Consider the following 26262-nt stretch of genomic DNA (forward strand, 5'->3'; position numbering starts at 1 on the left):
GCGACCCGTGGTCAGCCGGGCAAGGGGTTTACAACTTGATCCACTCGGTGGCGAGGGTGGCCGCGGCGAGCTCGTCGGCGAGCGGGTCGACGCCGATGCCCGGCCCGGTGGGCACCGGCAGATGGCCGTCGTCCAGCACGAACGGCTCGGTGATGTCGGTCCGGTAGTAGCGCGACGAGCCCGACGTGTCGCCCGGCAGTGTGAAGCCGGGCAGTGCGGCGAGCGCCACGTTCGCGGCCCGCCCCAGGCCGGTCTCCAGCATGCCGCCGCACCACACCGGCACGCCCTGCGCCACGCACACGTCGTGGATCCGGCGGGCCTCCAGATAGCCGCCGACCCGGCCCGGCTTGATGTTCACGATCTCGCACGCGCCCAGGCGGATGGCGTCGGCCGCGGCGCGCGCCGAGGTGATCGACTCGTCCAGGCAGATCGGCGTACGCACGACCTTCGCCAGCGCCGCGTGCCCGAGAATGTCCTCCTCGTCCAGCGGCTGCTCGATCAGCAGCAGCCCGAACGGGTCCAGCCGGGCCAGATGCCGGGCGTCCGCCACCGTGTACGCAGTGTTGGCGTCCACCTGCAGCAGCACGTCGTCACCGAACCGCTCGCGCACCGCCCGCACCGGCTCCACATCCCAGCCCGGCTCGATCTTCAGCTTGATCCGCAGATAGCCCTCGGCCAGATAACCGCCGACCGCCTCCAGCAGCTCGTCGATCGAGTTCATGATGCCCACCGACACCCCGCACGGCACCCGGTCCACGGTGGCGCCCAGCTCCCGGGACAGCGGCCGGCCCTCGGCCCGCAGCTCGGCGTCGAGCACCGCCAGCTCGAGCGCCGCCTTGGCCATCCGGTGCCCCTTGAACCGCGCGAGCCGGGGCGCCACCGCGGTCGCGGGCAGCGGGCCCGGGCCGGCCAGCGCCGGGATCAGGTAGCGCCGCAGCACGTCGGCCGCGCCGTCCAGATATTCCGAGGAGTACAGCGGGTCGGACATCGCCACGCACTCGCCCCAGCCCTGGGCGGCGTCGGTGACCGCGCGCACCAGCAGCACCTCGCGGTCGGTCTCGGTGCCGAAGGACGTGCGGAACGGCGCCACCAGGGGCATGGCGATGCGGCGCAGCTCGACTCCGGTCAGCGTCATGCGTTTCTCTCCTCGCGCTCCAGGACGTACCAACCGGATTTGTCGAAGCCGGTGACCCGCATGCCGGCGGCCATCGACGGCTCCAGCACCTCGCGCAGCGCGACCCTCCAGGCCGCGGCTCGCGCCGGGTCCTTGACCCGCAGCTGCTCCACATCGGACGGTGTCGCCACCAGCAGACGCCCGCCGGAAATACGGCCGAGCACCGGATCGCCGTCCGCTGAAGAATCCAGGGCGACGGCAGCGCCCGAGATGTCGGCCTGCGATGGCGCGGCAGTGGCCAGATCCCAGCGCACCAGCAGCCGATCCGAGCCGGCGCCGCGATTCACCGCGTCGTGCATGCCGCCGTAGAAATCCGGCAGATACTCCGCCGCCACCGCGCCCAGCTTCGCCAGGTTGAAGTACGCGTTGCGCCGCACTAACGGGTCGAACGTCCAGCTGATCGTCTCGATCCCGCGCTCGAGCGCCCAGGCGCGCTGGTCGAGCTTCAACAGGTAGCCGATCTGCCGCCCCCGGCCGGCCGCGGACACCCCGGTGACGTGGCTGTGCATGCTGCGTGCGGCCGGCGGCCCGAAGAAGCCGAGGCACGCGCCGAGCAGCTTGTCGCCGTCGTACGCGCCGGCCAGGTAGTTGCCGGCCTTGGTCAGCGCGCGCAGCAGCTCGGTGCTGAGCATCGAGCCGGCTGGGCCGGGCGGCCAGAGCTCGTCGAACAGCGCGACCGCCGAGTCCATCTCGCTCAGCGTGGTGAGCTGCCGGATCGTGGCGCCGCTCACGAGAGCAGGTCCTCGATCAGGCCGCGCAGCAGCTCGGTGCGGTCCACCAGCCGTGACACCAGCACGTGCTCGTCGTCCGCGTGCGCGCCGCCGCCGACCGCGCCCATCCCGTCCAGCGTCGGCACGCCGATGCCGGCGGTGAAGTTGCCGTCCGAGCCGCCACCCACCGCCACCCCGCGCAGCGGCTCCTGCCCGAGCGCGGCCGCGACCTTCTGGGCCCGCGCGAACAGCTCCGCCGAGGCGGACGGCGCCATCGGCGGGCGGTTCAGGCCGCCGGACACCTCGATCCGGGCGCCCGGCAGCACCGGCGTCAGCGCGCGCATCGCGGCGTCCACGCGGTCCTGCTCGGCCGGGTCGGCGATGCGCACGTCGACGGTCAGCTCACCCTCGGCCGGCACCGTGTTCGAGGTCGTCCCGGCGCTCAGCAGCGTCGGGGTGACCGTGGTGCCGCGGGCCGGGTCGTTCAGCGCCGCGATCGCCAGCGCCTGATGGGCCAGCTCGACGGTGGCGTTCACGCCGCGCTCCGGCTCCAGCCCGGCGTGCGCGGCCCGGCCGACGGCCCGCACGGTGTAGAGCCCGATGCCCTTGCGGGCGATCTTGAGGGCGCCGCCGTCCGCGGAGGCCTCCAGCACCAGCGCGCCGGCGCACCCGGCCGCGGACTCCTCGATCAGCGGGCGGGAGCCGGGCGAGCCGATCTCCTCGTCGCTGGTGATCAGCACCGTGACGCCGGACCGGTCGGGCAGCGCGGCGACCGCGTGGAAGGCCATCACCACGCCCGCCTTCATGTCGAAGCAGCCGGGGCCGCGCAGGATCCCGTTCTCGACCGCATAGGGATGCGCGGCCAGCGAACCGAGCGGCCAGACCGTGTCGTGGTGCCCGAGCAGCAGCACCTTCGGCGGCCCGTCGCCGAACCGCCACCGCAGGTTCGCCCCGAACCGCTCGGGCTCGCGGCCCAGGCAGGCGGCGCCGACCGCGGCGGTCAGCTCGGCGCTGCGGGCCACCGCCGCCAGGTCCTTCGACGGTGACTCGCAGCGCACCAGCGCCTCGATGTCGGCGAGCAGGTCCTCGAGCACGGTCATGAACGCACCATAGGCGTCGCCCGGGCCCCCATGTGGATGTACCGCTCGCCGGTGGGCAGCGCGTAGAACGTCACCGGGATCCAGGTCTGCGACTCGGGCCGCTTCGTCACGAAGAGGTTCTGCTCGACCGCGACCAGGTCGTACTCGGTCACCGGGTCGGGGACCAGCTCGGCCAGCGGTCCGGTCACGGTCATCCGCAGCCGCGGGCCCTTCTCGTCCTGGAACACCTCGATCCGGGTGCTGGCCCGCTCGTAGACGCCGGCGTGCGGCTCGACCGGGAAGCCGGTGGGTTCGTCCGGCGGGGTGATCGGCGGCGGCAGCGCCACGTCCACCAGCTCGGCGAAGATCTCGCGGTACAGCTCCTCGTACAGGTCGTCCGCGTTGCCGGTGTTGGTGAGCAGGGTGACCGCCAGATCCTCGCCGGGCAGCACCCGCAGGAACGCGGACTGGCCCAGCGTGTTGCCGTCGTGCCCGATCAGCCGCCGCCCGTCCCACTCCTGCCGGATCCAGCCGATTCCCCAGGAGTCGCCGAGCAGGTGCTTGTCCGGCAGGTCGACCTGGTGCGAGGCCATCGCCGCGGTCGACTCGGGGCTCAGCAGGCCGCCGCCGTCGCGCAGGTGCATGCGCGCGAACTTCAGCACGTCGCCGACCGGCGCCGAGATCAGCCCGGCCGGGCCCGCCGACCGGTTGAGCTGCCACACCGGCGCGGGCGTCTCCGGGTCCAGATGCCCGACCGCGGCGCGGTGCAGCAGCGCCTCCTCGGGCAGCGTGATCGTCTTCGTCAGGCCCAGCGGGGTGCACAGCCGGTCCTTGATCGCCTGGTCCCAGGTGCCGCCGGTGACCTTCTCGATCACCCGGCCGGCCAGCGTGAAGCCCGAGTTGCAGTACGACCAGGTGGCGCCGAGCGGGTGCACCTGGGCCTCGTCGCGCAGCGCGTGCACGTACTTCTCGATGCAGTCGTCGCCGCGGCCGGTGTCGGTGAACACGTCGCCGTCGATGCCGCTGGTGTGCGTGAGCAGGTGCCGCATGGTGACCCGCTTGGCCGCCTCCGGGTCCTTGAGCACCAGCTCGGGCAGCACCTCGGCGACCGGCGTGTCCAGGTCGAGCCGGCCCTCGTCGACCAGCTGCATCACCACCGTGGTGGTCCACACCTTGGTGATCGAGCCGATCTGGAACAGCGTGTCGGTGGTGACGTCGACGCCGGTGGCGACGCTCAGCACGCCGTGCGCGGCCTCCGCGGTCTGCTCGCCGTGCAGGATGCCGAGCGCGGCGCCGGGCACCCTGTGCTTGGTCGCCAGCGCGGTCAGCCGTCGTTGCCAATGCGCGGTGTCGATGCGCGGCTTGGCGCCGGCCGCAAAGCGGGACACCCAGTCGGCGGTGCGGCGGTTCCAGTCGATCCGGTGCGACACCGGCCCGGCCAGGATGAACAGGTGCGAGCCCTCCGGATAGAGCACCAGCTCGGCCGGCACGCCCTGCTCGCGCAGCGCGGTGTGCCACTGCTGCGCCTGACCCACCGGACAGCGCAGGTCGGCGCCGCCCTGCAGGATCAGCGTGGGCGTGCGCACGTCGGCGACCGAGGCCAGCGGCGAGTGCGCGATCAGGTCGCCGCCGCCGAACTCCAGCTCGCGCAGGAAGTGCCCGGCGTCCGAGGTGCCGGCCATGCTGGTCAGGTCGGTCACCACGCCGCCCGCGACGGCCGCCGCGAAGCGCCGATCGCGGCTGGTCAGATAGGTGGTCATGAAGCCGCCGTAGCTGTAGCCGGTCACCGCCAGCCGCTCCGGGTCCGCGACGCCCTCGGCGACCAGCACGTCGATCGGCTCGAGGAAGTCCTTGGCGTCCGAGGTGCCCCAGGCGCCGGTGACCGCGGTGAAGAACTCCTCGCCGTAGCCGTCGCTGCCACGCGGGTTGATCAGCAGCACCGTCCAGCCGTCCGCGACCAGTTCCTGGTGGTAGAGGTGGATCGGGTCGGCGGCGCCGTTCCACGCGTTGTGCGGGCCGCCGTGCACGTCGATCAGCAGGGGTGACGGGCCTTCGGCGCCGGGGTCGCGGATCAGCCAGCCGGCCACCGTGACGCCGTCCGAGATGGCGAACTCCCGTTCCTCCCGCGGATAGACTTCGACCTTCTCGCCGGCCCGCACCTCCTGGGCTCCGGTGGCCAGATCGACGAGCACGATCTCGCCGTACGAGTCCGGCCCGTTGCGCACGATGGCCGCTGACCCGCCGCGCACCGACAGGCCCGACACGTTGACCCCGGCGCCGCCCACCACCGGCAGCGGTCGCCCACCGGCCGCCTCCACCGAATAGAGGTGCGAGCAACCCCGTTCGCGCACGCAGAACACCACCGTGCGCCCGTCGCCCGCGATCTGCGGCAACCCGCCCGGGTAGGCCGGCCCGCCCGGCATCACGTTCCGGTCGAGCGGCGCGGCCAGGTTCATCGGCTCGCTGCCGACCAGCGGCACCCGCCACAGCCCGGCGTGCCCGACCGGGTCGCCGCGGTGGCCGCAGACCAGCAGCGCGGTGCCGTCCGCGGTCCAGGTGACCGAGTTGCCGGAGCCGCCGGCCAGGCCGACCCGATGCGGGACCGCCTTGGCGTCGGCGGCGTCCACGACGTAGACCGGCGCGCGATAGGTGAGGTCGGCGTCCGGCGCGGTGGCCGCCGCATAGGCCAGCAGGCTGCCGTCCGGCGACCAGGCCGGGCTGCCCGCGTTCCAGTCGCCGTCGGTCACCTGCCTGGTGTCGCCGCTCGCCACGTCGTGCACGAACAGGTGCCGGCGGCGGCCACCGAGGAAGCCGCCGCCGTCGGCCTGGTAGTCGATGCGGGTGGTGCGGATCGGTGCGTTGGTCTCGCCCGCCTCCCGGTCGACCAGCGCCGCGAACGCGATGCGCGTGCCGTCCGGCGACCAGATCGGCGCGCCGGCGCCACCCGGCAGGGACGTCGCCGCTCTGGGCTCGCCACCGTCCAGGGGCAGCAGCCAGACCTGCGGCGCGTCGTCCTGTTTGCGCAGGAAGGCGACCTGCCTGCCGTCCGGCGACCAGGCCGGGGAGGTGTCGGCGTCGCCGCGGGTCAGCCGGCGCGGCGTACCCGTCTTGGCGCCCACCCGCCAGATCGAGCGGACCGCGCGGTCCTTCTCCGCGTCCTCCGACCGCAGCACGTAGAGGATCTCGGCGCCGTCCGGGGACAGGGCCGGCTCTTCCGGCACCGTGATCGTGGTCAGATCCTCGATTCGCTGGCGTCGGGTCACCGGAATCTCCTCGCACGTCGGCCGATGTCGCGGACAAGCCTTCCGCGCACCATCCTCGTGTGGTTGGTGCGATCGGCCAAATGGCTACCCTCTGACTTGTGCCGTTCGCCGAAAGCCCACCCACCGGGCTCGCCCGGATCCTCGACGATCTGGGCGCCACGCTGCTCGAAGTGCTGCACGGCGACCCGGTGACCGCGCCGGCGATCGGTGGCGTCGCGATCCACGACCCGCTCGAGGATCCGGTGCTCTCTGACCACGCGCTCGTCCTCGGCGTCGGGCTCCGCGATCCCGGCGAGATCAAAACCCTTCTGGGTACGCTCGGCAAGCACGGCGCCCCGGCCCTGGTGGTGCGTTCGCCGCTGACCGTGACCGACGACCTGGCCGCGGCCGCCGACCGGCACGGCGTGGTCCTGCTCGGTCTCACCCGCGGCGCGTCCTGGGCCCAGCTCGCCGCCCTGCTGCGTTCGCTGCTCCACGAGGGCGACGTCGGCGACGCCCAGCCGGAGACCCTCGGCGGCATCCCGTCCGGTGACCTGTTCGCGCTGGCCAACGCGGTCGCCGCGCTGCTCGACGCGCCGGTCACCATCGAGGACCGCGCGTCCCGGGTGCTCGCCTTCTCCGGCCGCCAGGACGAGGCGGACGCGTCCCGGGTGGAGACCATCCTCGGCCGCCAGGTCCCCGAGCGATACGCCCGCAACCTCGCCGAACGCGGCGTCTTCCGCGACCTGCACCGCACCGACGGCCCGATCTACGTCGAGCCGACCGTGCTGGTGGACGGCGAGATCGCGCTGCCCCGGGTGGCGATCGCGGTGCGGGCCGGCGACGAGGTGCTCGGCTCGATCTGGGTGGCCGTGCCGGCCGCGCCGAGCGACGACCGGATGCGCGCGCTGGCCGACGCGGCAAAGCTGGTCGCCCTGCACATGCTGCGGATCCGGGCCGGTGCGGACGTGCGGCGGCGGCTGCGCACCGAGTTGCTCGGCACCGCGCTGGAGGGCGGGGCCGGTGCCCGCGACGCGCTGAGCCGGCTCGGTCTCGGCGACCAGCCGGTGGTGGTGCTGGCGCTGGCCGTGCTCGGCGTCTCGGCCGGCCCGCCCAGCGTCTCGCCCACCCTGCCCAGCGTCTCGCCCAGCGTCTCGTCCGGCCTGCCCAGCGTCTCGTCCGGCCTGCCCAGCGTCTCGTCCGGCCTGCCCAGCGTCTCGCCCGGCCTGCCCAGCGTCTCGCCCAGCCTGCTCGCCGAGGCCGGCCTGGCCGCCGAGCGCCAGCGGGTCAGCGACGGCCTGGCCATGCACCTGAGCGCCGTGCACCCGAGATGCGCCGCCGCGATGATCGGCGACGTGACCTACGGCCTGCTGCCGGTGGACTCCGCGGAGCGGGCGGTGCGGATCGCCACCGATTTCCTGGACCGGCTCGGCTCCCGGGTGCGCGCGGTGATCGGCATCGGTCCGGCGGCGGCCGACGCGGCGGCGCTGGCCGACGCCCGGGGGAGCGCGGACCGGGCGCTGCGGGTGCTGCGCGCGTCCACCGGCCGCCGGGTCGCCACGCTGGCCGACGTGCACGTGGAGTCGCTGGTCCTGGAACTGCGCGACCTGGTGGCCGCGCGCGGCGACCGCCCGACCGGTCCGGTGGCCCGGCTGTTCGCCTATGACGAGCAGCACCACACCAACCTGGTGGCGACGCTGCGGGCCTGGCTGGACGCCTTCGGCGACGTGATCGCCGCGGCCGCCGCCGGCTATGTGCACCCCAACACGTTCCGCTACCGGCTGCGCCGGCTCTCCGAGGTGGGCGGCCTCGACCTGACCGACCCGGAGGCCCGCTTCGCCGCCATGCTCCAACTCCGGGTGGTCGCCCCGCCGGTGGCCCGCGAGGGTTAGCCTGGGCGTCTCTCATGTGGAGGGTGCAGCCATGGCGATCCCGGGCCGGATCGGCGCCATCGTCCCGGCCCTGGCCTGCGCGGTGCTGCTGACCGCCTGTGCGCAGGACGACGCCGAGCTCCGCAGCAGGTGCGACGGCCCCAACCTGATCTACGAGACCTGGGTGTTCGACGCCGGCGACGAGCAGGCGCGGTTCGAGCTGACCGAGGTGCAGGTCGTACCCGATGATCCGCGCTGCGCACCGGGTGGTTCCGGTCCGCCGCCGCCGCGAAAGGTCGAGCGATGAGAAGAAGCAGAGTGCTGGTCGTCGCGGTGCTCGCCGGTGTGGCCCTGACCGGGTGCGGCAGCGAGCACTCGGACATCCGCACCCACTGCGACGGACCCAACATGGTCTATGAGGCGTGGGTGGACGAGCCGGAGAGCATCGGCATGGAGTTCCGCGAGCTTTACGTGGTGGCCGACGATCCGCGCTGCGCGCCGCCCGCTAGTCCGTCGCCTTCGCCTTCGCCGTCGACTCTGCCGACGCCTCCGGCCTCGGCGCCGCCTTCTCCGGGCCCGTCGTAGCGGCTCGGCCGCGGGAGCGGGCGTAGAGCGCCGCGAACACGGTGCCGACGCACAGGGCCGCCGCGCTCAGGCCCAATGACCAGTGGATGCCGACGATCGCGCCGAACAGGCCCACCGTCAGGCCGCTGCCGAAGCGCAGGCCGTTGGCCGACATGTTGTAGACGCCGATCACCCGGCCGCGGTCGGCCGGCGCGGCCAGCAGTTGCGCCAGGGTCTGGCCGATCGACATCGACGCCAGGTTGGCCACCCCGCCGAGCACCAGCAGGACCAGCGACAGCGGGTAGTTCGTGGAGATCGCGAACAGCAGCGTGGTCAGGCCGTAGACGCCGGTGCTGACCACGGCCGCGGCCACGGTCGGGCGGATCCGGTTGGTCGCCTCCAGCAGGACGCCGCCGATCACGCCGCCGGCGCCGTTCGCGAACAGCAGGAAGCCGTAGGCCGCGCCGGCGCTGCCCGCGCCCAGGTCGGTCGCGAAGATGGGCATTGCGGACTGCATCGAGGCGCCGACGAAAAACGAGCCCAGGCCGCCCAGGATGATCATGCTGACCAGGGTGTGGTTGGACCGGACGTCGCGCAGCACCCGGATCGAGTCGACCAGGCCGATCCGCCGGCGCGGGGCGCTGCCCTCCCGCGTGTGACCGGTGAACTTCGTGCGGAACAGGAAGATGGTCAGCGGCAGGTAGATCGCGATGTTGGCGATGATGCCCCAGGTCGGGCCCAGCCCGAGCAGCAGGGCCGAGCCGATCACCGGGCCGAAGAGCACGCCCAGGCTGCGGAACGTGGCGTTCAGGCGTACGGCGGAAGGAAGTTCTTCGTCGCCGACGAAGTCGTGCAGCATCAGCTGCTCGGCGGGACCCCACAGCGCCCCGGCGATGCCGTGCAGCACCAGCAGCAGGCAGGCGGACCAGATCTCCAGCGTGCCGGTCAGGAACAGCACGCCCCAGGCCGCCGACACCAGCATGAACAGCGTCTGCGCGGCCTGGATCACCCGGCGGCAGTCGAACCGGTCGGCCAGCCCGCCGAAATAGACCGAGAAGAACAGGAACGGCACCCAGTGGCTGATCACCTGGAAGCCGGCCAGGGCCTCCGAGTGGAACTTCTCCCACAACACCCAGTACGTGATGACGTGCTCGATGTTGTCGGCCATCATCGCCAGGGCGGCGCCGAACAGATAGGGCCGGCAGTCCTTGTTGCGCAGCGCGGCGAACCGCCGGGGCGCGGCGGCCGCCGGCGGCACGTGCTGAGCTTCGCCGCAAGAGGCGCACATTCCGATCAGCTTCCTCCCGCCTGCGGAAGTGCGCTGCCGGGGTGCGGTTCAGGTGACCTGGGCCACCATGATCATCAGCCCGCGCTGATCTCGACGTAGTCGAGGTCGCCCGCGTAGTAGTCGCAGCCGACGTCGATCTGGTCGCAGCTCACCTTGCCGCCGATGGTCACCGGCCAGGAGTTCGCGATCGCGCCAACCCATCCGCTCCGCTTCGCGACGAGCTTGCCGTCGACCTCGAGATAGACCCCCGATCGGGTACGCGAGCAGTGCATCGTGTGCCAGGAGCCGTCGTTGAGCCGCTTGGTCGAGGACACCAGGATCGAGCCGGAGGACCCGCGGTAGAGGCACTGCACGATGCCGTTCGGGATCTGCACCTTGAAGTTGCCGCCGGAGACGGTGGCCTGGCCCTTCTGCACGATGTTGCCGAACTTGTGGGTGGTCCGGAACCGCAGGGTCACCCGGTAGTCGCGGGAGCCGGGGTCGAGTTGCGAGGAGTCCGGCACGTTGATGATGTGCCCCGGGTGCGTCGGCGGGGTGTCCGGGGGCAGCCGCTCGAAGCGATACCCGGTGGCGCCGCTGATCTTCATGCCGGTGTCCACCTCGCGGCCGATCGTGCCGCGATACCCGTGCCCGCTGCTGTCGATCATGGTGCGGGCGCCGGCCGGCTCGTTCATCCGCCAGGACGCGACCAGGGTGTCGGCGGCGGCGGCAGCGGGGTTGGTCAGCAGCGCGGCGGCGAACACGACGGCGGCGACGGGGTACTGAATCTTCACGATGGCCTCGGGTGGTTGTCGCGATACGGACAAATGTAATGTAGATCCTCATATCGCTACGGCTGGGGAGGCGGGCCGAGCCGCGGATGATCAGTCGTGAGTAGTTCGCGGGCTGGTGGATGACCTGCCGCCCGGGTCAGCGTGGCGGGATGCCGACCGTGCAGATCCGTGTCCTCGGGCCGATGGTCGTGACCACGCCCCACGGCGAGACCGTGTTGCGCCCCAACGGCCGCGCCGCCCTGCTGATCGCGTTGCTGGTGCACGCGAACCGGGTGGTGCCCGCCGACGAACTGGTCGACGAGGTGTGGCCGGGGGAGGTGCCGGACGACCCCTATGCGGCGCTGCACGCTCAGGCGTCCCGGCTGCGCAAGGACTTCCGGCTGTGGGGCGCCGGGGAGCACGAGGCGTCGGTCCGCAACGTGCACCCCGGCTACCTGCTGCGCATCGACCCGGCCTGCCTCGACCTGACCGCGTTCACCGACCTGGCCGGCCGCTGCCGGCTGGGCCGGGACATCGACCCCGACGAGGTGGCGGCGGCCGCCCGGCGCGCGCTGCGGATGTGGGGCGGCACGCCCTTCGCCGGGCAGCGCCTCGGCACCATCGGGCAGCTCGCCCGGATGCGCCTGGAGGAGACCCGGCTCGGCACGCTGGAGGCGCTGATGGAGGCGGGCCTGCGGGCCGGGCTCCATCGGCACTACCTGGGCGAGCTCCAGGACCTGGCGGCGGAGCACCCCTCGCGTTTCGCCGGCCTGCTGGAGCGAGCCCGGCTCAGGAGCGTGCCCGGCCGGCCCGGCTGATCCTGGACGCGTGCCGGCCGGCCCGGCTGATCCTGGACGCATGCCGGCTGGCCCGGGTGACTGTGGACGCGGGCCGGCTGGGCCGGGTGACTGTGGACGCATGCCGGCTGGCCCGGGTGATCCCCGGACGCACGTCGGCCGGCCCCGAGTTTCTCGAGGCCGGCCGTGGTGCTGAGTGGATCTTTGCGACTGGGCCGAGTGGAACTTTGTGGCTGGTCAGCCGACGCGCAGCTCCAGCAGGACCGCGCGCTGGCCCGGCGTGGTGCCCTCGCCGATGCCCTCGGCCCCGCCGGGCTCGATGGTGGTCGACTCGGGGGCGCCCCCGTTGACCGAGTAGTTGGCCACCGTGGTGTGGGTGCTGTCGCTGAACACCAGGAACGCGTCCTGCAGCTCGAGCGTCACCCACGCGGACGGCTTGCTGGCCTTGAAGCAATAGGGATCCTGGTTGCGCGCCCGGACCTCGATGAAGTCGCCGCCGGTCACGCAGTCGGTGAGCATCAGGTGGCCGTCGCCGCGCTTGAGCAGGATGCCCCGCTCGGCCAGGATCCGGTCGGCGTCCGGATAGGCGAAGGTCTCCACGATCGAATTCGGGTCGTCCGCGGCCGCGGCCTGGACGACGGTTTCAGATGCCGGTTGACGGGCCGCTTCGGCGGCCATCCCTCCGGCGACGACAATGCCGCTGACCGCGGCGAACACACCCAGATATCCCAGGAACCGCAAGGTTCCCCACCCCCGTGTCGGTGATTATCGGATCGACGCCAGCAGATCGTACAGGCATCGATCCGGCCCGTGGGGGCGGTCCGTTTTCGCCTCTCCACAGCGGGACGAGAGCGGGACGGCAAAGACCGCCATCACTGTCTATAGTGTCCTCGACTCGCACGGACGCGGCGAAACGGGGGAACCAAAACATGCGTCCCGATCACTCCTGGCATCACCGACTTCGACAGTTCATCTACCTCGCGCTGACCACCGCGGTCTTCCTCGCCGGTGGCACCGCGGCCGGTGTGGCCTATGCGGAGGAGACCGCTCCCGACCGGGCCCGCGTGGTCCAGATCCTCAGAGAGGGCGGCCCGGGCGTTCAAAAGGCGGCGGCCGCCGCGCTGACCGGCACCGACGCCGAGCTCGTCGACTTCCTCGACTCCGGGTTCGCCCGGGCCGACGCCGAGGACGTGCAGGTCCGCGTCACCCAGCTGATGGCCGCGGGCGGCCCCGGTGTGAAGGCGGCCGCGCAGCAGGCGCTGGCCGGCACCACCGAGCAGCAGCGCCAGTTCATCACCGACGGCTGGGTCGCACCGGCCGAGGACGACCTCGAGGTCCGCATCTCGCAGGCGATGGCGATCGGCGGCCCGGGCGTCAAGGCGGCCGGCCAGGCCGCGCTCCGCGGCACCCCGGACGACATGCGGGCGTTCCTGCTCGCCGGTCAGTTCGACGCGCAGGAGGACGACGACCAGATCCGGGTCACCCAGATCCTGACGGTCGGCGGCCCGGAGGTGCGGCGCGCCGCCCAGCGTGCGCTCGGCGGCACCATCGAGGACGTCCACTACTTCCTGCTTTACGGCTATGAGACCGCCGCCGCCCGCGACCAGGAGAAGCAGTCCATCTCGCAGCTCGTCGACCTGGCCAAGCTGGCCGGCGCGCGGGCGGCCGAGCAGACCCAGGTCGCCAAGGACTCGGCCGAGCAGGCCATCGTCGCCGCGCAGAAGGCGAAGGAGGCCGCGCAGCGCGCGGCCCGGGAGACCGAGCTGGCGCGCGAGTCCTCGGTCAAGGCCGCGGCCGCCGCCGGCCGGGCAGCGGATGCGGCCAAGCGCGCCGCGGCCGCCGCCTCCCAGGCGATCCGCGCCGCCAAGGCCGCCAACGAGGCCGCCCGGGTGGCGTCGAACGCCGCGAACCAGGCCGCGCAGGCGGCCACCCGCGCCGGTCAGGCGGCCGCGCGGGCCAGCAACGCGGCCGCCGCCGCGGCGACCGACCGCAACAAGGCGGACGCGGCACGGGACGCGGCACGGGCGGCACGTGACGTCGCCGCCGGCGCCCGGCTCGCGGCGGAGGCGGCGAACGCCGCCGCCACGGCCGCCGATCAGGCCGGCATCGCCGCACAGCGCGCGGCCTCGGCCGGTGGCAACGCCGACGCGGCCGGCTCCGCGGCGAGCGAGGCGGGCGATTGGGCGCAGCAGGCGGGCGCCAGTGCGGCCAAGGCCCGTGCGGCCAGTGCCGAGGCCCGGCGCAACGCGGCCGAGGCCACCCGCGCCGCCAACCGGGCGCAGGTCATCGCGGCCGAGGCGGCCCGCGCGGCCCGGCAGGCCCGGGACGCGGCCAACCAGGCGGCGCAGCACGCGGACAACGCGGCCGCGGCGGCCGAGGAGGCCGTGCAGCACGCCGGCGAGGCAGCCGGCGCCGCACAGCGCGCGCAGACCGCGGCCAACCACGCCGACACCTCCGCCGACGACGCCGAGGCGGCGTCCGCGACGGCGCAGACCGTGGCCACGGTGGCCCGGGCGGCCGAGGCCGAGCGGCTGGCGCAGAACAAGGCCCGGATGATCGCCGAGGCGCAGGACGCCAAGATCGCCGAGGAGAACCGCGAGATCGACTCGGCATATCAGGCGGGCCAGGCGGTCGCGCTCGACGCCGAGATCCAGGCCCTGCTGGCCGAGGCCGAGCAGCCGGGCACGCCGGAGCAGACGATCGTCAACAACGGTCGTGAGGCCGCGGTCAAGCTGCTCGACACCGGCGGCAGCTGGCTGCAGGCGGCGGCCGAGGAGGCGCTGTCCGGCACCCCGCAGGACGTGGTGGCGTTCGTCCGGCAGGACATCGACGTCGCGATCGAGCAGGACGACCGGGCGAGCGTGGGGCACATCGCCGACACCAGCTCCAACGGCGGCGAGAAGCTGGCCGCGGTGGACGCCATCCAGGGCAGCCACCAGCAGGTCAAGGACTTCCTCGACAACCCGTGGTACATGGGCAAGGACGACGACGACCAGATCAAGGTCGCGCAGATCATGGCGACCGGTGGTCCGGGGGTCAAGGCGGCCGCGCAGCGGGCGCTCGAGGGCACTCCGGCCGACCGGGCGCAGTTCCTCGCCGAGGGCCAATATGCGGCGGCCGAGGACGACGCCCGGGTGAACGTCACCCAGGAGCTGACCAACGGCGGACCCGAGGTCCAGGCCGCCGCGCAGGCCGCTCTCAACGGGCCGGCGTCGGGCCTGACCAAGTTCCTCACCGAGGAGCTGTTCCGGGCTCAGGAGCGCGACGCGGACACCACGCGGCACGTGAAGACGATCGACGCGATGCTCGCCGAGATCTCCAGCACCGCCGCCATCGCCCGGCAAAATGCGCAGGAGGCGCAGGCCGCGGCCTATCTCGCGGCGGGCGCCGCGGCCGAGGCGCAGGTCTGGGCCAACCGGGCCATCGCGTCGGCGAATCAGGCACAGGTCTACAAGGAGAACGCCCGCCAGTCGGCGAACCAGGCGCAGGCGTCCGCGGACGCGGCCGCGGCGTCGGCCAAGCAGGCTCGCCAGGCCGAGCAGTCCGCGCAGGACGCGGCCGCTCGTGCGGCCCGCTCGGCCAGCCAGGCGTCGGCCAGCGCCACCCAGGCCCGGCAGTTCGCGAACGCGGCCGCCGCGTCCGCCGCCCAGGCCAGGGCCGACGCGGTCGCGGCCGGCAAGTCCGCGAGCGAGGCGGCCGCACTGGCCTCCGAGGCCAAGCAGATCGCGGTCAACCTGCAGAAGCTCGAAGAGGCGCAGACCCGCCAGCAGGACGTCGTCAACAAGGGCAACGGCGACATGACCGAGGACGAGCGGGCGGTCTTCGAGGAGGGCGGCCAGGCGGCTCTGGACGCCTATCGCAAGGCGAAGATCGACGGCAACAAGTCCATCGGGGACTGGCTGAAGGAGAACGGCGCTGAGATCCTCATGGAGGTCCTCGGCATCGACAACATCGTCCACTGCATCCAGGACGGTGACCTCGGCACCTGCCTGTGGGCACTGGTGGACGTCGGGTCGTTCATCTTCGCGGCGGCCAAGCTGGGCAAGGTCGGCAAGGCCATCTACAACGTGATCAAGCGGGTCGGCAAGTTCCTCGAGGAGAGCCGGAACGCCAAGAAGGTCATCAAAGAGGCCGAGAAGATCATCGAGGATGCGCGCAAGACGCGCCGTCCCGAGCCGGTGGCCTGTCCCATCGAAGTGCCGGTGCCCAAGCGGATGGCCGGGTCGGCCATGGCCGCGGCGGCCAAGAAGTGCAAGGTCGACCACGTCGGCCAGGCCCACGCGGACTATGGCAACAAGGGCCCGCACCTCAACATGGACGACGGCACCGAGGTGCGCATCGGCGTCGACGCGAACAACAACCTGGTCGGCATGAGCTGGTCGGGCACCAACAACAAGATCTCCGGTCCCGAGCAGTTCGAGGTGGCCGTCGACTTCCTCCTGAACGACCGGGCCGGCCGCACGAAGCTGCTCAACAACACCGAGGCCGTGCTCGACCAGATCAAGGCCGGTGTCATCAAGGTCAGCGACCCTGCCATGATCGTCCGCATGAAGCAGGTCTGTTACCGCCTCCGCAAGCTGGGCGTCGACTGACATGTCCACCCACCTGGACTTCTTCGCTGACTTCGCGGTCAGCGGAGAGGTCTGTGGCGCCGGGCTCGGCACAGAGCCCGGCGCCTGGGTGGACGCCCTCGGGCCGCAATTCGTCGACAACGACCTGGTCGAGAACAAACTGATCAGGTTCTTCGGCTTCGTCACCGTGACCTTCGCGCGGGACGGCGAGCGCTGGATCTGTGAGAGCGCCACGCTCAATTACCCCTTCGACGGCAATGTGCCCGAGGCGATCACGCAGCGATACGGCGACTTCCCGCGGCGGGTGCCGTTCGAGGAGGTCGCCGACCGGCTGGTGGCGGCCGGCGCCGAGATCCACCACATACGGCGCAGGCACTTCGCCTCCCTCGAGAACTACTTCGTGCCGGGCGGCGAGGTGATCTTCTGGCTGATCTCGCCATATCAGCTGGAGGACTTCCCAGAACTGCGACTCGACGACATCTATTCGGTCAGCGCGTCGGCCGGCACGCACATTGTTCGCCCTGAAGACCTCACCAGATACAGGTAATCAATTCACCATTCGAGCGGGGGCTCTCCACCATATGAACCGCAAACGTTTGTTGCTGACGCCTGCCCTGGTCCTGGGTGCGGTGATCGCGGGCGCCGGTCCGGCCGCGGCGATCACCGGCGGCGCGGACGTCGCGGACGGCGCCCTGCCGTTCGTCGCCCGACTGACCATCGGCGACACCGAGCGCGCCTGCTCCGGTGCGCTGGTCAACCCGCAGCTCGTGCTCACCGCCGAGGCGTGCTTCGCGGGCGCGGACGGCAACGCGCGCACCGGCGTGCCGACCCTGGCCACCACGGTCACGGTGGGCCGCAGCAACCTGGACGGCACCGGCGGCGCGGTCGTCCCGGTCCGCGACATCATCGTCCACCCCGACCGTGACCTGGTGCTCGCCCGGCTGGACACTCCGGTCACCTCGATCGCGCCGGTCAAGATCGCCACGGCGGCCCCGCAGGCCGGCGAGGCCCTCACGATCGCGGGCTTCGGGCGCACCGAGAACGGGTGGATCACCCCGCGAATGAAGTCCGCGCCGTCGTCGGTGGACACGGTCGCCGACGGGACGTTCGACCTGATCCCGGCGGGCGACGCGACCAGCGGCGTCTGCAAGGGCGACGCGGGTGGCCCGGCGTTGCGCGGCAGCGGCGGCACGATCGAGCTGGCCGGCGTGCACCACGGCTCCAACCAGGGCGGTTGCCTCGGCGAGACGACCGAGCCGGCCCGCGCGACCGAGACCCGCGTGGACGATATCGGCTCCTGGATCACGGCGAACCTGCCCGGCTTCCGCACCGGGTTCGAGGCCGGTGACCCGCGGCTCAACTGGCACCACACGGTCGGCACCGAGACCGGCGAGGGCGGCCTGCTCAATGTCGTCGGCGTGTGCTGCGGCCTGACCGGGCCCGAATTGTTCACCGGCGTCCCGCCGGAAGGCGCGCACGGTGGCACGCAGGCGGTGCTCTATTCGGGCAAGGACAACAGCGCCACCCGGTCCTATGCGTACACGAAGGCATTTGGCGTGCGGAACGTGCAGGTGCGCCCGAGCACGGTGCTGTCCTATTGGATCTTCCCGCAGGGCCCGGCCACCAGCTTCGGCTATGCGACCGGCACCAACAGCACCTGCGTCTCGGTCGACCTGGCCTTCACCGACGGCTCGGCGCTGCGTGACTCGGGCGCGGTCGACCAGCGCGGCAGCGGAGTGCACCCCGGCGCGCAGTGCGACAAGGCGCCCATCGACGCCTGGTCGCAGGTGATCGTGAAGATCGGCGACTACGTGCCCGGCAAGACCATCAAGACGATCAGCATCGGCTACGACCAGAACGCGAACACCGGCGGCTACCGCGGCTTCGTCGACGACATCGCGATCACCGACGTCGTGCGCACCGACAAGTTCAGCACCAGCGTGGAGACCGGCCAGCCGGGCCTCGGCTGGCGGGACACGGTGTCGGCCACGGCGCCGGGCGGCGGGCTGCTCAACGTCGGCGGCGTCTGCTGCGGCCTGACCGGGCCGGAGATGTTCGTCGGCGACGACCCGCGGGCGCACACCGGCGGCAAGGTCGTGCTCTATTCCGGCAAGGACACCAACGCCACCCGGTCGCACGCGTACACGAAGGCGTTCGGGCCGACCGGCCTCTTCGTGACGCCGACCAGCAAGCTGACCTACTGGATCTATCCGCAGAGCAAGGAGAACAGTTTCAACTTCGCCGAGGGCAACAACAGCGCCTGCGTCGCGATGGACCTGATCCTGTTCGACTCGATCGACGGCACGTCCAAGAGCCTGCGCGACTCGGGCGCCACCAACCAGAACGGCCAGGGCGTCCACCCCGGCAACCAGTGCACCCGGCTGACGCTGGACCAGTGGAACTACATCTCGATCGGCCTCGGCGGCGTGGCCAACGGCAAGCAGATCACCCAGATGGACATCGGCTACGACCAGCCGGCCAACACCGGCGGCTACCGCGGCTTCGTAGACGACGTCCGAATCACCGACTGACGACGACGGCGGCGACGTCCGCCGATTGACGGCGGTGAGGTGCCCCGGCTGAGGCGGGCGGTGAGGTTGACCAACTGACGGCGGGTGCGGTGCACCGGCTGAGGGCGTTGAGGTTGACGAAACTGAGGGCGAGGTTCACCAGCCGGCGTCCGTGAGGGCCGCCGGCTGGTGATGGAGCGGCTGGCGGTGGAGAGATTGCTGACTCCGGTCAGTTTCTGAGTCACCGTCCAGAGGTTTGCACCGACGCTCGGGTCGGTCGGTTCTCGGCTGACTCGGGCTTCGGTGACTCGGCCGCGTGTCTCCCATAGCCCGGCCGGGCCGAAGGCTTCGCCGCCTCGCACGTCGGGGGCGGTGGTCGCGCGCAGGTGCGGCAGGCACCCTGTTCCACCTGCGCGCGATGGAGTGGCTCAGCGGCTGACGGTGGTGAGATAGCTGACTCCGGTCAATTCCTGGGCCACCGTCCAGAGCTTTGCACCGACGCTCGGGTCGGTTGCTTCTCGGCTGATTCGGGCTTCGGTGACTCGGCCGCGCGTCTCCCAGAGCCCGGCCGGGCCGAAGAATTCGCCTCCTCGCACGCTCGGGTCGGTGGCGGCGCGCAACTGGGGCAGGGCGCCCTGCTCCACCGGCTGGGTGGCCAGCAAGCCGACCCGGGAGATCACCCGCCCGAGTCGGCCGCGGTGCTCCCAAGCGCGCGGCGTCAGGTTGGTGCGGGTCAGACCGGGGTGGGCTAGCGCGCTGATGATCGGCAGCCCGGCGGCGCGCAGGCGGCGGTCTAGCTCGACGCCGAAGACGGTGGTCGCCAGCTTCGACCGGCCATAGGCGGGGGAGGCGCGGTAGTTCCGCTCGAACATCAGGTCGTCGAAGTCGAGGTGCGCGTTCTTGTGGGTGATCGAGCTGAGGCTGATCACTCGGGACTCCGGGCGCAGCGCGCCGAGCAGCAGGCCGGTCAGCGCGAAATGGCCCAGCATGTTGGTGCCGAGCTGCAGCTCGAACCCGTCGGCGGTGGTGCGGCGCGGACCGAGCAGCACCACGCCGGCGTTGTTGATCAGCAGGTCGATCGCGGGGTGGTCGGCGGTCAGCTTCTCGACGAAGGCGCGCACCGAGGCCAGGGACGCCAGGTCGAGCTCGCGCACCTCGACGTCGCCGCCGATGCGGCGGGCCGCGGCCTCGCCGGCGGTGGTGTTGCGGACGGCGAGCACGACGTGCGCGCCGTGCCGCGCAAGCTCTGTGGCGGTCACCAGGCCGAGGCCGGAATTCGCGCCGGTCACGACGGCGACCCGGCCGCGCTGGTCGGGAATGCGGTCAGCGGTCCATCCGGTCATCTGCTGCTCCTAAACAAAGAAGAGTGGTTCATCTGTTTGTCCTGCACGAAAAGCACCAAAGAAAGGGCGAAGGGGCGGCACCCGAAAGGCGAGGACGAACGGCGGTGCCGAAAGGCGGGGACAGGGGTTGGTTCTTGCAGACGTTAGGAGCTGAGCGAGTCGGTTCCGTAGGTCTGCGAGACCTACCCAGGCGGTCGAGCCGGGCGGCACACTTGCGGTATGACCCACCCCTACGCCCGTGAGCTCGGCGACTTCCTGCGCGCCCGGCGTGGGCGGCTCCGCCCGGCGGACGTCGGTCTCGAGCCCGGCGGCCGGCGCAAGGTCACCGGTCTGCGGCGCGACGAGCTGGCGCTGCTGGCCGGCCTGAGCACCGACTACTACCAGCGGATGGAACAGGGCCGCGAGGTGCGTCCGTCCGACGACGTCCTGGACGCGCTGGCCGCCGCGCTTGGCCTCGACGACGAGGAGCGCCGGCATCTGTTCACGCTGGCCCACGCCGCCCGCCGGCCGGCGCCGCCCCGGCGGGACCAGGCGCCGGAGCGGGTGCCGGAAAGCACCCGGCGGCTGCTGCGGGTGATGGACACCCCGGCGGTCGTGCTCGGCCGGCACCTCGACCTGCTCGCCTGGAATCCCCTCGCCGAGGCGCTGCTCGGCGAACCGGACGGCCGTCCGCCGGACCGGCTCAACATGCTGCTGCTGATGTTCGACGGCGCGCTGACCGGTGATCAGAGCTGCCCGGACTGGGAGAGCCAGGCGCTGGACTACATCGGCATGATGCGCGCGGCCGTCGCCACCGACCCCAGCCATCCGCGGGCCACCGCGATCGTCGGCGAGCTGAGCATCCGCAGCGCCGAGTTCCGGCGGCTGTGGGCCCGGCACGACGTGCGCGAGTCGGTGCGCGGCACCAAGACCTTCCGGGTGCCCGAGGTCGGCGACATCGTGCTGGACTGGGACACCTATCCACTGCCCGGCAACCCGGGCGCGGTCATGCTGGTCTGGACCGCCGAGCCGGGCAGCGCCGACGCGGACCGCCTGCAGCTGCTGGCCTCGCTGCACGCGAGCCGCGGCCGCTGAGAGAGCTCACTCGAACAGCGAGTGGCCCTCGCCCTGGATGCGCTTGCGGGCGCGGCGCCGGCGCTGGATCACCACGATGTCCACGGCCGCGATCACGGCCAGGGCCACCAGGATCCAGCCCGCCGAACCCCAGCCCGCGCGGAACGCCAGCGCCGCGAACACCGCCGACGTGACCAGGCCGAACAGCGCCAGGACCAGACGCAGGTTCAAGGCGCTGTACGGCCGGTCGAAGGTGCCCTTGCGACCGGGCGGTTGCGGGTCCACGACCACCACCCTAACGAGCCGGCAGCCACTTCTGCCAAGCCGCGCGATGGGCGTCCAGCCAGATCTTGGCCGCGGCGTCCCGGGACAGCTTCTTGACCGTGATGTCGCGGGCCACCGAGTTCTGGTCGTCGTCGGTCCAGCGGAAGTTCTTCACCAGGTCGGCCGCCGGGCTGCCACTGTCCACAAAGGCCTTGCGGGCGATCTTGTCCAGGTCGTACGGCTGGTAGTCGCAGGCGACCGTCTTGGGATCCGAGTCGCAGCCGGGCTTGTAGACCGGCAGCGGGATGTGCACCAGCGGGATCTCCGAGAGCAGCCACTGTGGAGAGTAGAAGTAGCCGATCAGCGGCTCCTCCTCGCGCTCCGCCTTCTGGAACGCGGCGATCAGGGCGTCCTCGCTGCCGGCATAGACCAGCTCGTAATCCAGGTCGAGGTTCTTGATCAGCGCCGCGTCGTTGGTGACGAAGGACGGATCGCCGCCCAGCAGCTGGCCCTTCTTGCCGGACTTCCCGGTGCGGAACAGCTCCGCGTACTCGTTGAGGTTCTGGTATTTGACGATGTCCGGGTGTTCCTTGGCCAGCCACGGTGGCACGTACCACCCCAGGGTGCCCTTGTTGCCGGTGAGGCCCTGCTCCACCGCGACCTTCTGGTCGTCGATGTACTTCTTCTTCAGGTCGTCGTGTCCCCAGTTTTCCAGGATCACGTCGACCTCGCCCTTGGCCAGGCCCGCCCACGACTCGTCCTCGGTCAGGTCCTTCTCCACGACCTGGCAACCGAGCTCGGTCTTGAGCAGATAGCTGACCACGGCCACGTTCGCCGCGTACCCCACCCAGGGGTTGACCGCGATGTTCACCGTGCCGCAGGCCGCCTTCGCGACGCCGGGTGGGGGAGTGATCGCGGATTCGCCGCTGCCGCAGGCAGCGAGACCGAGGACCAAACCCATGGCGAGGGTACGCCGGAGCAGCCTCATGCCGTCACCGCCTTCTCCCGGCCGAGCCGTTTCGTCAGAACCTCTTCGGTGAGCGCGACCAGCACGCTCTTCACGGATTCACGGTGCCGCGCGTCGCACTCGACGATCGGCACGCTCTGGTCGATGCCGAGCGCGTCGCGCACCTCGCCCAGGTCGAAGCGCTGCGCGTGGTCGAACGTGTTGACGCCGATCAGGAACGGGATGTCGTGCTCCTCGAAGTAGTCGACGGCCGGGAAGCAGTCCTCGATCCGGCGGGTGTCGAGCAGCACGATCGCGCCCAGCGCACCGTCCACCAGGTCGTCCCAGAGGAACGAGAACCGGTCCTGTCCGGGCGTGCCGAACAGGTAGAGCAGCAGCGCGTCCTCGAGCGTGATCCGGCCGAAGTCGAGCGCCACCGTGGTGGTGTTCTTGCCGGAGACCGCCGAGGTGTCGTCCACGCCGATCGACCGCTCGGTCATCTCGGCCTCGGTGACCAGCGGCTCGATCTCGGAGATCGCGCCGACGAAAGTGGTCTTGCCGACCCCGAAGCCGCCACTGATGACGATCTTCACGGACACCGGCGGCAATGACTCCGGCACCTCACTAGAGCGCCCGAACACGATCCCTGATCCTCTCGATCATGCTGATGGGAAGCTCGCCGAGCTGGTCCTCGATGCGCAGGTAGCCCTCGGTCACCAGGTCGGCGACGATCACCCGGACCACGCCCAGCGGCACCCGCAGCTTCACCGCCAGGTCGGCCATCGACATCGGCGACTGGCACAGCTCGACGATCCGCCGCGACTCGAACCGCAGCGGCGCGGACAACGCCGACGGCGCCGCGTGCAGCAACGTCTCGATCCGCAGCCCGTCGTGCAGTGGCCGGGTCCGCCCGCCGGTCAGCATGAACGGGCGGACCACGAGATCCTCGCCCGGTTCCTGATCGAGGGGTTCACGCGGTCCGGCGCCGGCGTACGGCATGTCGCTCATCGCGGCAGGTGCTGGCGGGATTCGGAGATCAGCGCCGGGGTGAGCAGCGTGCCGAAGCGCTCGGCCAGCCGGGAGATCTCGTAGCCGACCAGCCCGACATCGCTGTCGCCGCCGGCCACCACGCCGAGGCAGCTGCCCCCGGAGATCACCGACACCAGCAGGAAGCCGCGCCGCATCTCGATCATGATCAGCTTCAGCCCGTCGAAGTCGTACCGGCGGGACGCGCTGCGCGAGACGCTCGCCAGGCTGGAGACGATCGCGGCGAGGTGGTCCGCTTCGGCACGGCTGAGCCCGTCCGACGCGGCGATCAGCAGACCGTCCGAGGAAACCGCCACCGCGTCACGCACGCCGTCGGTCTGGTGCACGAAGTTGCCCAGCAGCCAGTTGAACTGGTGCCGATCGGCCGTCGTCTCCACGCTCATCGGGAACTTCCTTCGCCGTCGTCTTCGGGGGGCGGGGCTGCGTCGCTGCTGCCCTTGATCACACCGCTGCGGAATGCATTCAGCCGGGATCTGACGTCGTCCGGCGTGTCGACCACCGCCGTGGGCCGATCCGTGGTGCGGGTGGCGGTGGCCGCCGCAACCGGCTCGGCAGCGGCCTTGCGGGCGCGGGGGTTCCGCTTGCGCAGGCCGTTGGGGGTTCGTTCGGGGTCCTCCTCGACCGGCTGGAACGTGTACAGATCCAGGCCGAGCGTGGACGAGGACTTCTCCATCGGGGAGGCCGGGCGCTGGGTCGGCACCGCGGGCACGGTCACGTACTCGACAGTGGTCGGCCGGAGCCGGCCGTCCGCCGTGGTGGCCACCGGCTCGAGCGCCGGCGGCGGGGGCGGCGCAACCGGCGGCAGGGTGAGGACCTGCGTGTCGGCGACGTCCGAGATCTCCGTCTGTTGCGGTTGCGGCGCCGCCGTCTGCGGCAGCTCCGACGGGCCCTCGGCCAGCAGGTGCGCCGGCAGCGTGATGCGGGCCGTCACGCCGGTCACCGGGGACGGCGTGAGCTGCACGGTGATGCCCATGTCGGTGGAGAGCCGGCCGACCACGTAGTGGCCGAGGAAGCGGGCGGGCGCGCTGATGAAGTCGCCCTCGCCGCGCAGTCGCTGGTTGGCCACCTCGATGTCCGCCGCGCTCATCCCGATGCCCTGGTCGGTGATCGCGATCAGGTAGCTGTCGCCGAGGCGGCGGCCCTGGATCTCCACGTCCGCGTCCGGCGGCGAGAAGGTCAGGCCGTTCTCCACCAGCTCGGCGAGCATGTGCGCGACGCCACTGACCACCGCGCCGGCCACCATCGTCTCGTCCACCCGGCGCAGCGTGACCCGGCGGTACTCCTCGACCTCGGACACCGCGGCCCGGATCACGTCGGAGATCGGCAGCGGCTCGGACCACTGCCGCAGGCTGGCCGCGCCGACCAGGACCAGCAGGCTCTCCGCGTTGCGGCGCATGCGGGTGGCCAGGTGGTCGAGCTCGAAGAGGTTCGCCAGGCCGGTCGGGTCGGACTCCTCGCGTTCCAGCCGGGTGATGAAGCCGAGCTGGCGGCGCAGCAGGTTCTGATTGCGGCGGCCCAGGTTGGCCAGCGACTCCGTGGTGCTGCGGCGCAGCATGGCCTGCTCGGTCGCCAGCTCGTAGGCCGTCGCCTGCACCCGGTCGAACGCGTCCGCGACCTGGCGGACCTCGTCGCTGGATCCGGCCGGCACCGGCACGCTCTGCGGTGGCGCGTCGGTCTCGCCCGCGGTGGCCCGGCGGACCGCCTCGGGCAGCCGCTCGCTGGACATCCGGTTCGCCTCGGCGGCCAGCGTGGCCAGCGGCCGGGCGATCGACCGCGACGCCACCACGGCCAGGTAGACCGAGCCGGCGAAGCAGGCCAGCACCACGCCGATCAGCACGCCCATCCGGCGGGTCGCGTCGTTCTGCAGCGTCTCGGCGCGGGCCTGGATCACCGAGCCGACGTGCTGCTCGAGGCGCAGCATGTCGTCCAGCACGGTGGTCAGCGCGGACCACCAGGACTGCGGGTTCACCTGCAGATAACGGCCGTCGCCGGCGCCCAGGGCGACCTGCTCGAAGTACGCCGCGGTCTGCGCCGCGCCGGTGTTCAGCACGTAGTCCTTGGCCTGCTGCTGGGTGCGGGTCGCGTAGCGCTGGAAGTCAGCCAGCGCCGCGTCCTTGGCGGCCCGCATGGTGGCGAACTGCAGGAACTCGCCGCCTTGGAATCCGCTCGCGGAGAACACGCCGTTGAGGAACGCCCGTTCCTGCGCGGTGCTCTCCTTCGCGTCGCCGAGCGCCTGCAGCGCGGCGACGCCCCGGCGCAGGCTGGTGTCGGCCGAGCTGTCCAGCCCGTAGTCCACCCCGCTCAGGGCGGCGATGATGCCGGTGTAGAAGGCGAAGGTCGGCGCCCGGCCGGCCGCGCCGGTGTCGGTGCCGGCCCGCACCCCGGACAGGCCGTCCAGCTTGCGGACCGCCGTGGACACCCGGTCCTCGACGGCGCCGCGCTCGGCGACCAGCCCCTCCACCGCGGCCCGCTTGTCGTCCACCCGTTGCCGGGCGGGCGCGAGCTCGGCGCGGAAGCCGACGTTGCCGCCGAGCAGGCCGGCGGTCAGGCCACGTTCGTTCTGCAGTTCCTGCACCAGGTCCTGCACGGACAGCACCAGGGTGACCGCGCGGGCCGAGGCGTCCGCGGTGCGATAGTCGTCCACCTCGATGACGGTGATGACACCGAGCAGGGCCAGCACCGCGGCGACCGGCAGGGCCAGGGTGCGGATGACGCGGCGCCGGATCGTGCCGCCGGACCGGGCGGTTGATGGGCTGATCGGGCGGCCTGTTGCGGACACGCGATCTCTCCTCTGTCGAGTGACGGCTGCGTTGCTCGCTGTTGCTTCCGCGGCATCGCACGCTAGCTAGGCGACGTTGACGAGTCCACGGTGTCCGGCAAAGCAACCCGAAAGATGCTCGGGCCGGACACCGCGAACGGACTCGATGTACGTCAGCCGGCGGTGGGCATCCAGGCTTTCCAGGTGGCTTCGTGTTCGGTGGCCCACTTCTCGGCGGCCTTCTCCGGGGTCATGCCCTGGTTGGTGATGTAGTCCGAGACGAGGTTTTGGTC

At 71.8% G+C, this 26262-nt stretch carries 22 protein-coding genes; 8 read left to right on the forward strand and 14 right to left on the reverse strand.

The features are described from left to right. Positions 1 to 28: 28 nt before the first annotated feature. From menC to ACZ6TI_RS33510, 4 genes are read right to left on the reverse strand one after another with little or no spacing between them, the layout of a single operon-like run. The gene (gene menC / locus ACZ6TI_RS33495; protein WP_465349202.1) at positions 29 to 1135 is read right to left on the reverse strand and encodes an o-succinylbenzoate synthase; all 1107 of its coding nucleotides are present in this window, start codon (positions 1133 to 1135) and stop codon (positions 29 to 31) included. Further along, a complete protein-coding gene (locus tag ACZ6TI_RS33500) occupies positions 1132 to 1905 on the reverse strand; it encodes a GNAT family N-acetyltransferase (protein WP_465349203.1) in 774 nt (257 codons plus the stop codon). Before ACZ6TI_RS33500 ends, menC begins: the two co-directional genes overlap by 4 nt. Continuing rightward, a complete protein-coding gene (locus ACZ6TI_RS33505; RefSeq protein ID WP_465349204.1) occupies positions 1902 to 2984 on the reverse strand; it encodes a M20 family metallopeptidase in 1083 nt (360 codons plus the stop codon). Before ACZ6TI_RS33505 ends, ACZ6TI_RS33500 begins: the two co-directional genes overlap by 4 nt. Beyond that, positions 2981 to 6226, reverse strand: a complete 3246-nt coding sequence (locus ACZ6TI_RS33510; protein WP_465349205.1) for a serine hydrolase — start codon at positions 6224 to 6226, stop codon at positions 2981 to 2983. The genes ACZ6TI_RS33505 and ACZ6TI_RS33510 overlap by 4 nt, the downstream gene beginning before the upstream one ends. 98 nt (positions 6227 to 6324) lie before the next feature. On the opposite strand from ACZ6TI_RS33510, the gene ACZ6TI_RS33515 reads away from it, so the two are divergent. Genes ACZ6TI_RS33515 through ACZ6TI_RS33525 form a run of 3 tightly spaced genes read left to right on the forward strand, consistent with a single transcriptional unit; the run spans position 6325 to position 8661 of the window. Then, positions 6325 to 8097, forward strand: coding sequence for a PucR family transcriptional regulator (locus tag ACZ6TI_RS33515; protein ID WP_465349206.1), 1773 nt, complete (start codon positions 6325 to 6327; stop codon positions 8095 to 8097). A 31-nt stretch (positions 8098 to 8128) separates the two neighbouring features. Further along, a complete protein-coding gene (locus ACZ6TI_RS33520; RefSeq protein ID WP_465349207.1) occupies positions 8129 to 8383 on the forward strand; it encodes a hypothetical protein in 255 nt (84 codons plus the stop codon). Next, entirely contained in the window at positions 8380 to 8661 is a 282-nt protein-coding gene (locus tag ACZ6TI_RS33525) for a hypothetical protein (RefSeq protein WP_465349208.1), read from the forward strand. The genes ACZ6TI_RS33520 and ACZ6TI_RS33525 overlap by 4 nt, the downstream gene beginning before the upstream one ends. On the opposite strand, the gene ACZ6TI_RS33530 is transcribed toward ACZ6TI_RS33525, so the two are convergent. Both ACZ6TI_RS33530 and ACZ6TI_RS33535 read right to left on the reverse strand, forming a co-directional pair. Continuing rightward, positions 8582 to 9898: an MFS transporter gene (locus tag ACZ6TI_RS33530; RefSeq protein ID WP_465349209.1), complete on the reverse strand. Its 1317-nt coding sequence runs from the start codon at positions 9896 to 9898 to the stop codon at positions 8582 to 8584. The two genes, ACZ6TI_RS33525 and ACZ6TI_RS33530, sit on opposite strands and share 80 nt — an antisense overlap. A gap of 104 nt (positions 9899 to 10002) precedes the next feature. Continuing rightward, positions 10003 to 10701, reverse strand: coding sequence for a laminin G domain-containing protein (locus tag ACZ6TI_RS33535; RefSeq protein ID WP_465349210.1), 699 nt, complete (start codon positions 10699 to 10701; stop codon positions 10003 to 10005). A gap of 149 nt (positions 10702 to 10850) precedes the next feature. Here ACZ6TI_RS33535 and ACZ6TI_RS33540 point away from each other — a divergent pair, with 149 nt between their 5' ends. After that, on the forward strand, positions 10851 to 11498 hold the full coding sequence (locus ACZ6TI_RS33540) for an AfsR/SARP family transcriptional regulator (RefSeq protein ID WP_465349211.1): 648 nt from the start codon (positions 10851 to 10853) through the stop codon (positions 11496 to 11498). A 216-nt stretch (positions 11499 to 11714) separates the two neighbouring features. Here the strand turns inward: ACZ6TI_RS33540 and ACZ6TI_RS33545 are convergent, their stop codons facing one another. Further along, positions 11715 to 12218, reverse strand: coding sequence for a transglutaminase-like domain-containing protein (locus tag ACZ6TI_RS33545; protein ID WP_465349212.1), 504 nt, complete (start codon positions 12216 to 12218; stop codon positions 11715 to 11717). Between the two features lie 188 nt (positions 12219 to 12406). Here ACZ6TI_RS33545 and ACZ6TI_RS33550 point away from each other — a divergent pair, with 188 nt between their 5' ends. From ACZ6TI_RS33550 to ACZ6TI_RS33560, 3 genes are read left to right on the forward strand one after another with little or no spacing between them, the layout of a single operon-like run. Continuing rightward, the gene (locus ACZ6TI_RS33550; RefSeq protein ID WP_465349213.1) at positions 12407 to 16069 is read left to right on the forward strand and encodes an ALF repeat-containing protein; all 3663 of its coding nucleotides are present in this window, start codon (positions 12407 to 12409) and stop codon (positions 16067 to 16069) included. Between the two features lies 1 nt (position 16070). Next, the gene (locus ACZ6TI_RS33555; RefSeq protein ID WP_465349214.1) at positions 16071 to 16595 is read left to right on the forward strand and encodes a hypothetical protein; all 525 of its coding nucleotides are present in this window, start codon (positions 16071 to 16073) and stop codon (positions 16593 to 16595) included. 34 nt (positions 16596 to 16629) lie between these two features. Beyond that, positions 16630 to 18579, forward strand: a complete 1950-nt coding sequence (locus ACZ6TI_RS33560) for a S1 family peptidase (RefSeq protein WP_465349215.1) — start codon at positions 16630 to 16632, stop codon at positions 18577 to 18579. A gap of 407 nt (positions 18580 to 18986) precedes the next feature. Here the strand turns inward: ACZ6TI_RS33560 and ACZ6TI_RS33565 are convergent, their stop codons facing one another. After that, the gene (locus ACZ6TI_RS33565) at positions 18987 to 19901 is read right to left on the reverse strand and encodes an oxidoreductase (RefSeq protein ID WP_465349216.1); all 915 of its coding nucleotides are present in this window, start codon (positions 19899 to 19901) and stop codon (positions 18987 to 18989) included. 219 nt (positions 19902 to 20120) lie between these two features. Between ACZ6TI_RS33565 and ACZ6TI_RS33570 the strand changes: the two genes are divergently transcribed. Then, on the forward strand, positions 20121 to 20975 hold the full coding sequence (locus tag ACZ6TI_RS33570; protein WP_465349217.1) for a helix-turn-helix transcriptional regulator: 855 nt from the start codon (positions 20121 to 20123) through the stop codon (positions 20973 to 20975). A gap of 6 nt (positions 20976 to 20981) precedes the next feature. On the opposite strand, the gene ACZ6TI_RS33575 is transcribed toward ACZ6TI_RS33570, so the two are convergent. Genes ACZ6TI_RS33575 through ACZ6TI_RS33600 form a run of 6 tightly spaced genes read right to left on the reverse strand, consistent with a single transcriptional unit; the run spans position 20982 to position 25990 of the window. Then, positions 20982 to 21239 carry a DUF6343 family protein gene (locus ACZ6TI_RS33575; protein ID WP_465349218.1) on the reverse strand — a complete coding sequence of 86 codons (258 nt, stop codon included), beginning with the start codon at positions 21237 to 21239 and terminating at the stop codon, positions 20982 to 20984. Between the two features lie 10 nt (positions 21240 to 21249). Beyond that, positions 21250 to 22206, reverse strand: coding sequence for an ABC transporter substrate-binding protein (locus tag ACZ6TI_RS33580; protein ID WP_465349219.1), 957 nt, complete (start codon positions 22204 to 22206; stop codon positions 21250 to 21252). After that, positions 22203 to 22805 carry a GTP-binding protein gene (locus ACZ6TI_RS33585; RefSeq protein ID WP_465349220.1) on the reverse strand — a complete coding sequence of 201 codons (603 nt, stop codon included), beginning with the start codon at positions 22803 to 22805 and terminating at the stop codon, positions 22203 to 22205. The genes ACZ6TI_RS33580 and ACZ6TI_RS33585 overlap by 4 nt, the downstream gene beginning before the upstream one ends. Then, positions 22789 to 23172, reverse strand: a complete 384-nt coding sequence (locus ACZ6TI_RS33590) for a DUF742 domain-containing protein (protein WP_465349221.1) — start codon at positions 23170 to 23172, stop codon at positions 22789 to 22791. The genes ACZ6TI_RS33585 and ACZ6TI_RS33590 overlap by 17 nt, the downstream gene beginning before the upstream one ends. Next, positions 23169 to 23594: a roadblock/LC7 domain-containing protein gene (locus tag ACZ6TI_RS33595; protein WP_465349222.1), complete on the reverse strand. Its 426-nt coding sequence runs from the start codon at positions 23592 to 23594 to the stop codon at positions 23169 to 23171. Before ACZ6TI_RS33595 ends, ACZ6TI_RS33590 begins: the two co-directional genes overlap by 4 nt. Next, positions 23591 to 25990 carry a sensor histidine kinase gene (locus ACZ6TI_RS33600; protein WP_465349223.1) on the reverse strand — a complete coding sequence of 800 codons (2400 nt, stop codon included), beginning with the start codon at positions 25988 to 25990 and terminating at the stop codon, positions 23591 to 23593. Before ACZ6TI_RS33600 ends, ACZ6TI_RS33595 begins: the two co-directional genes overlap by 4 nt. Positions 25991 to 26262: the final 272 nt, after the last annotated feature.

The sequence above is a fragment of the Actinoplanes sp. NPDC051388 genome (assembly GCF_055586225.1).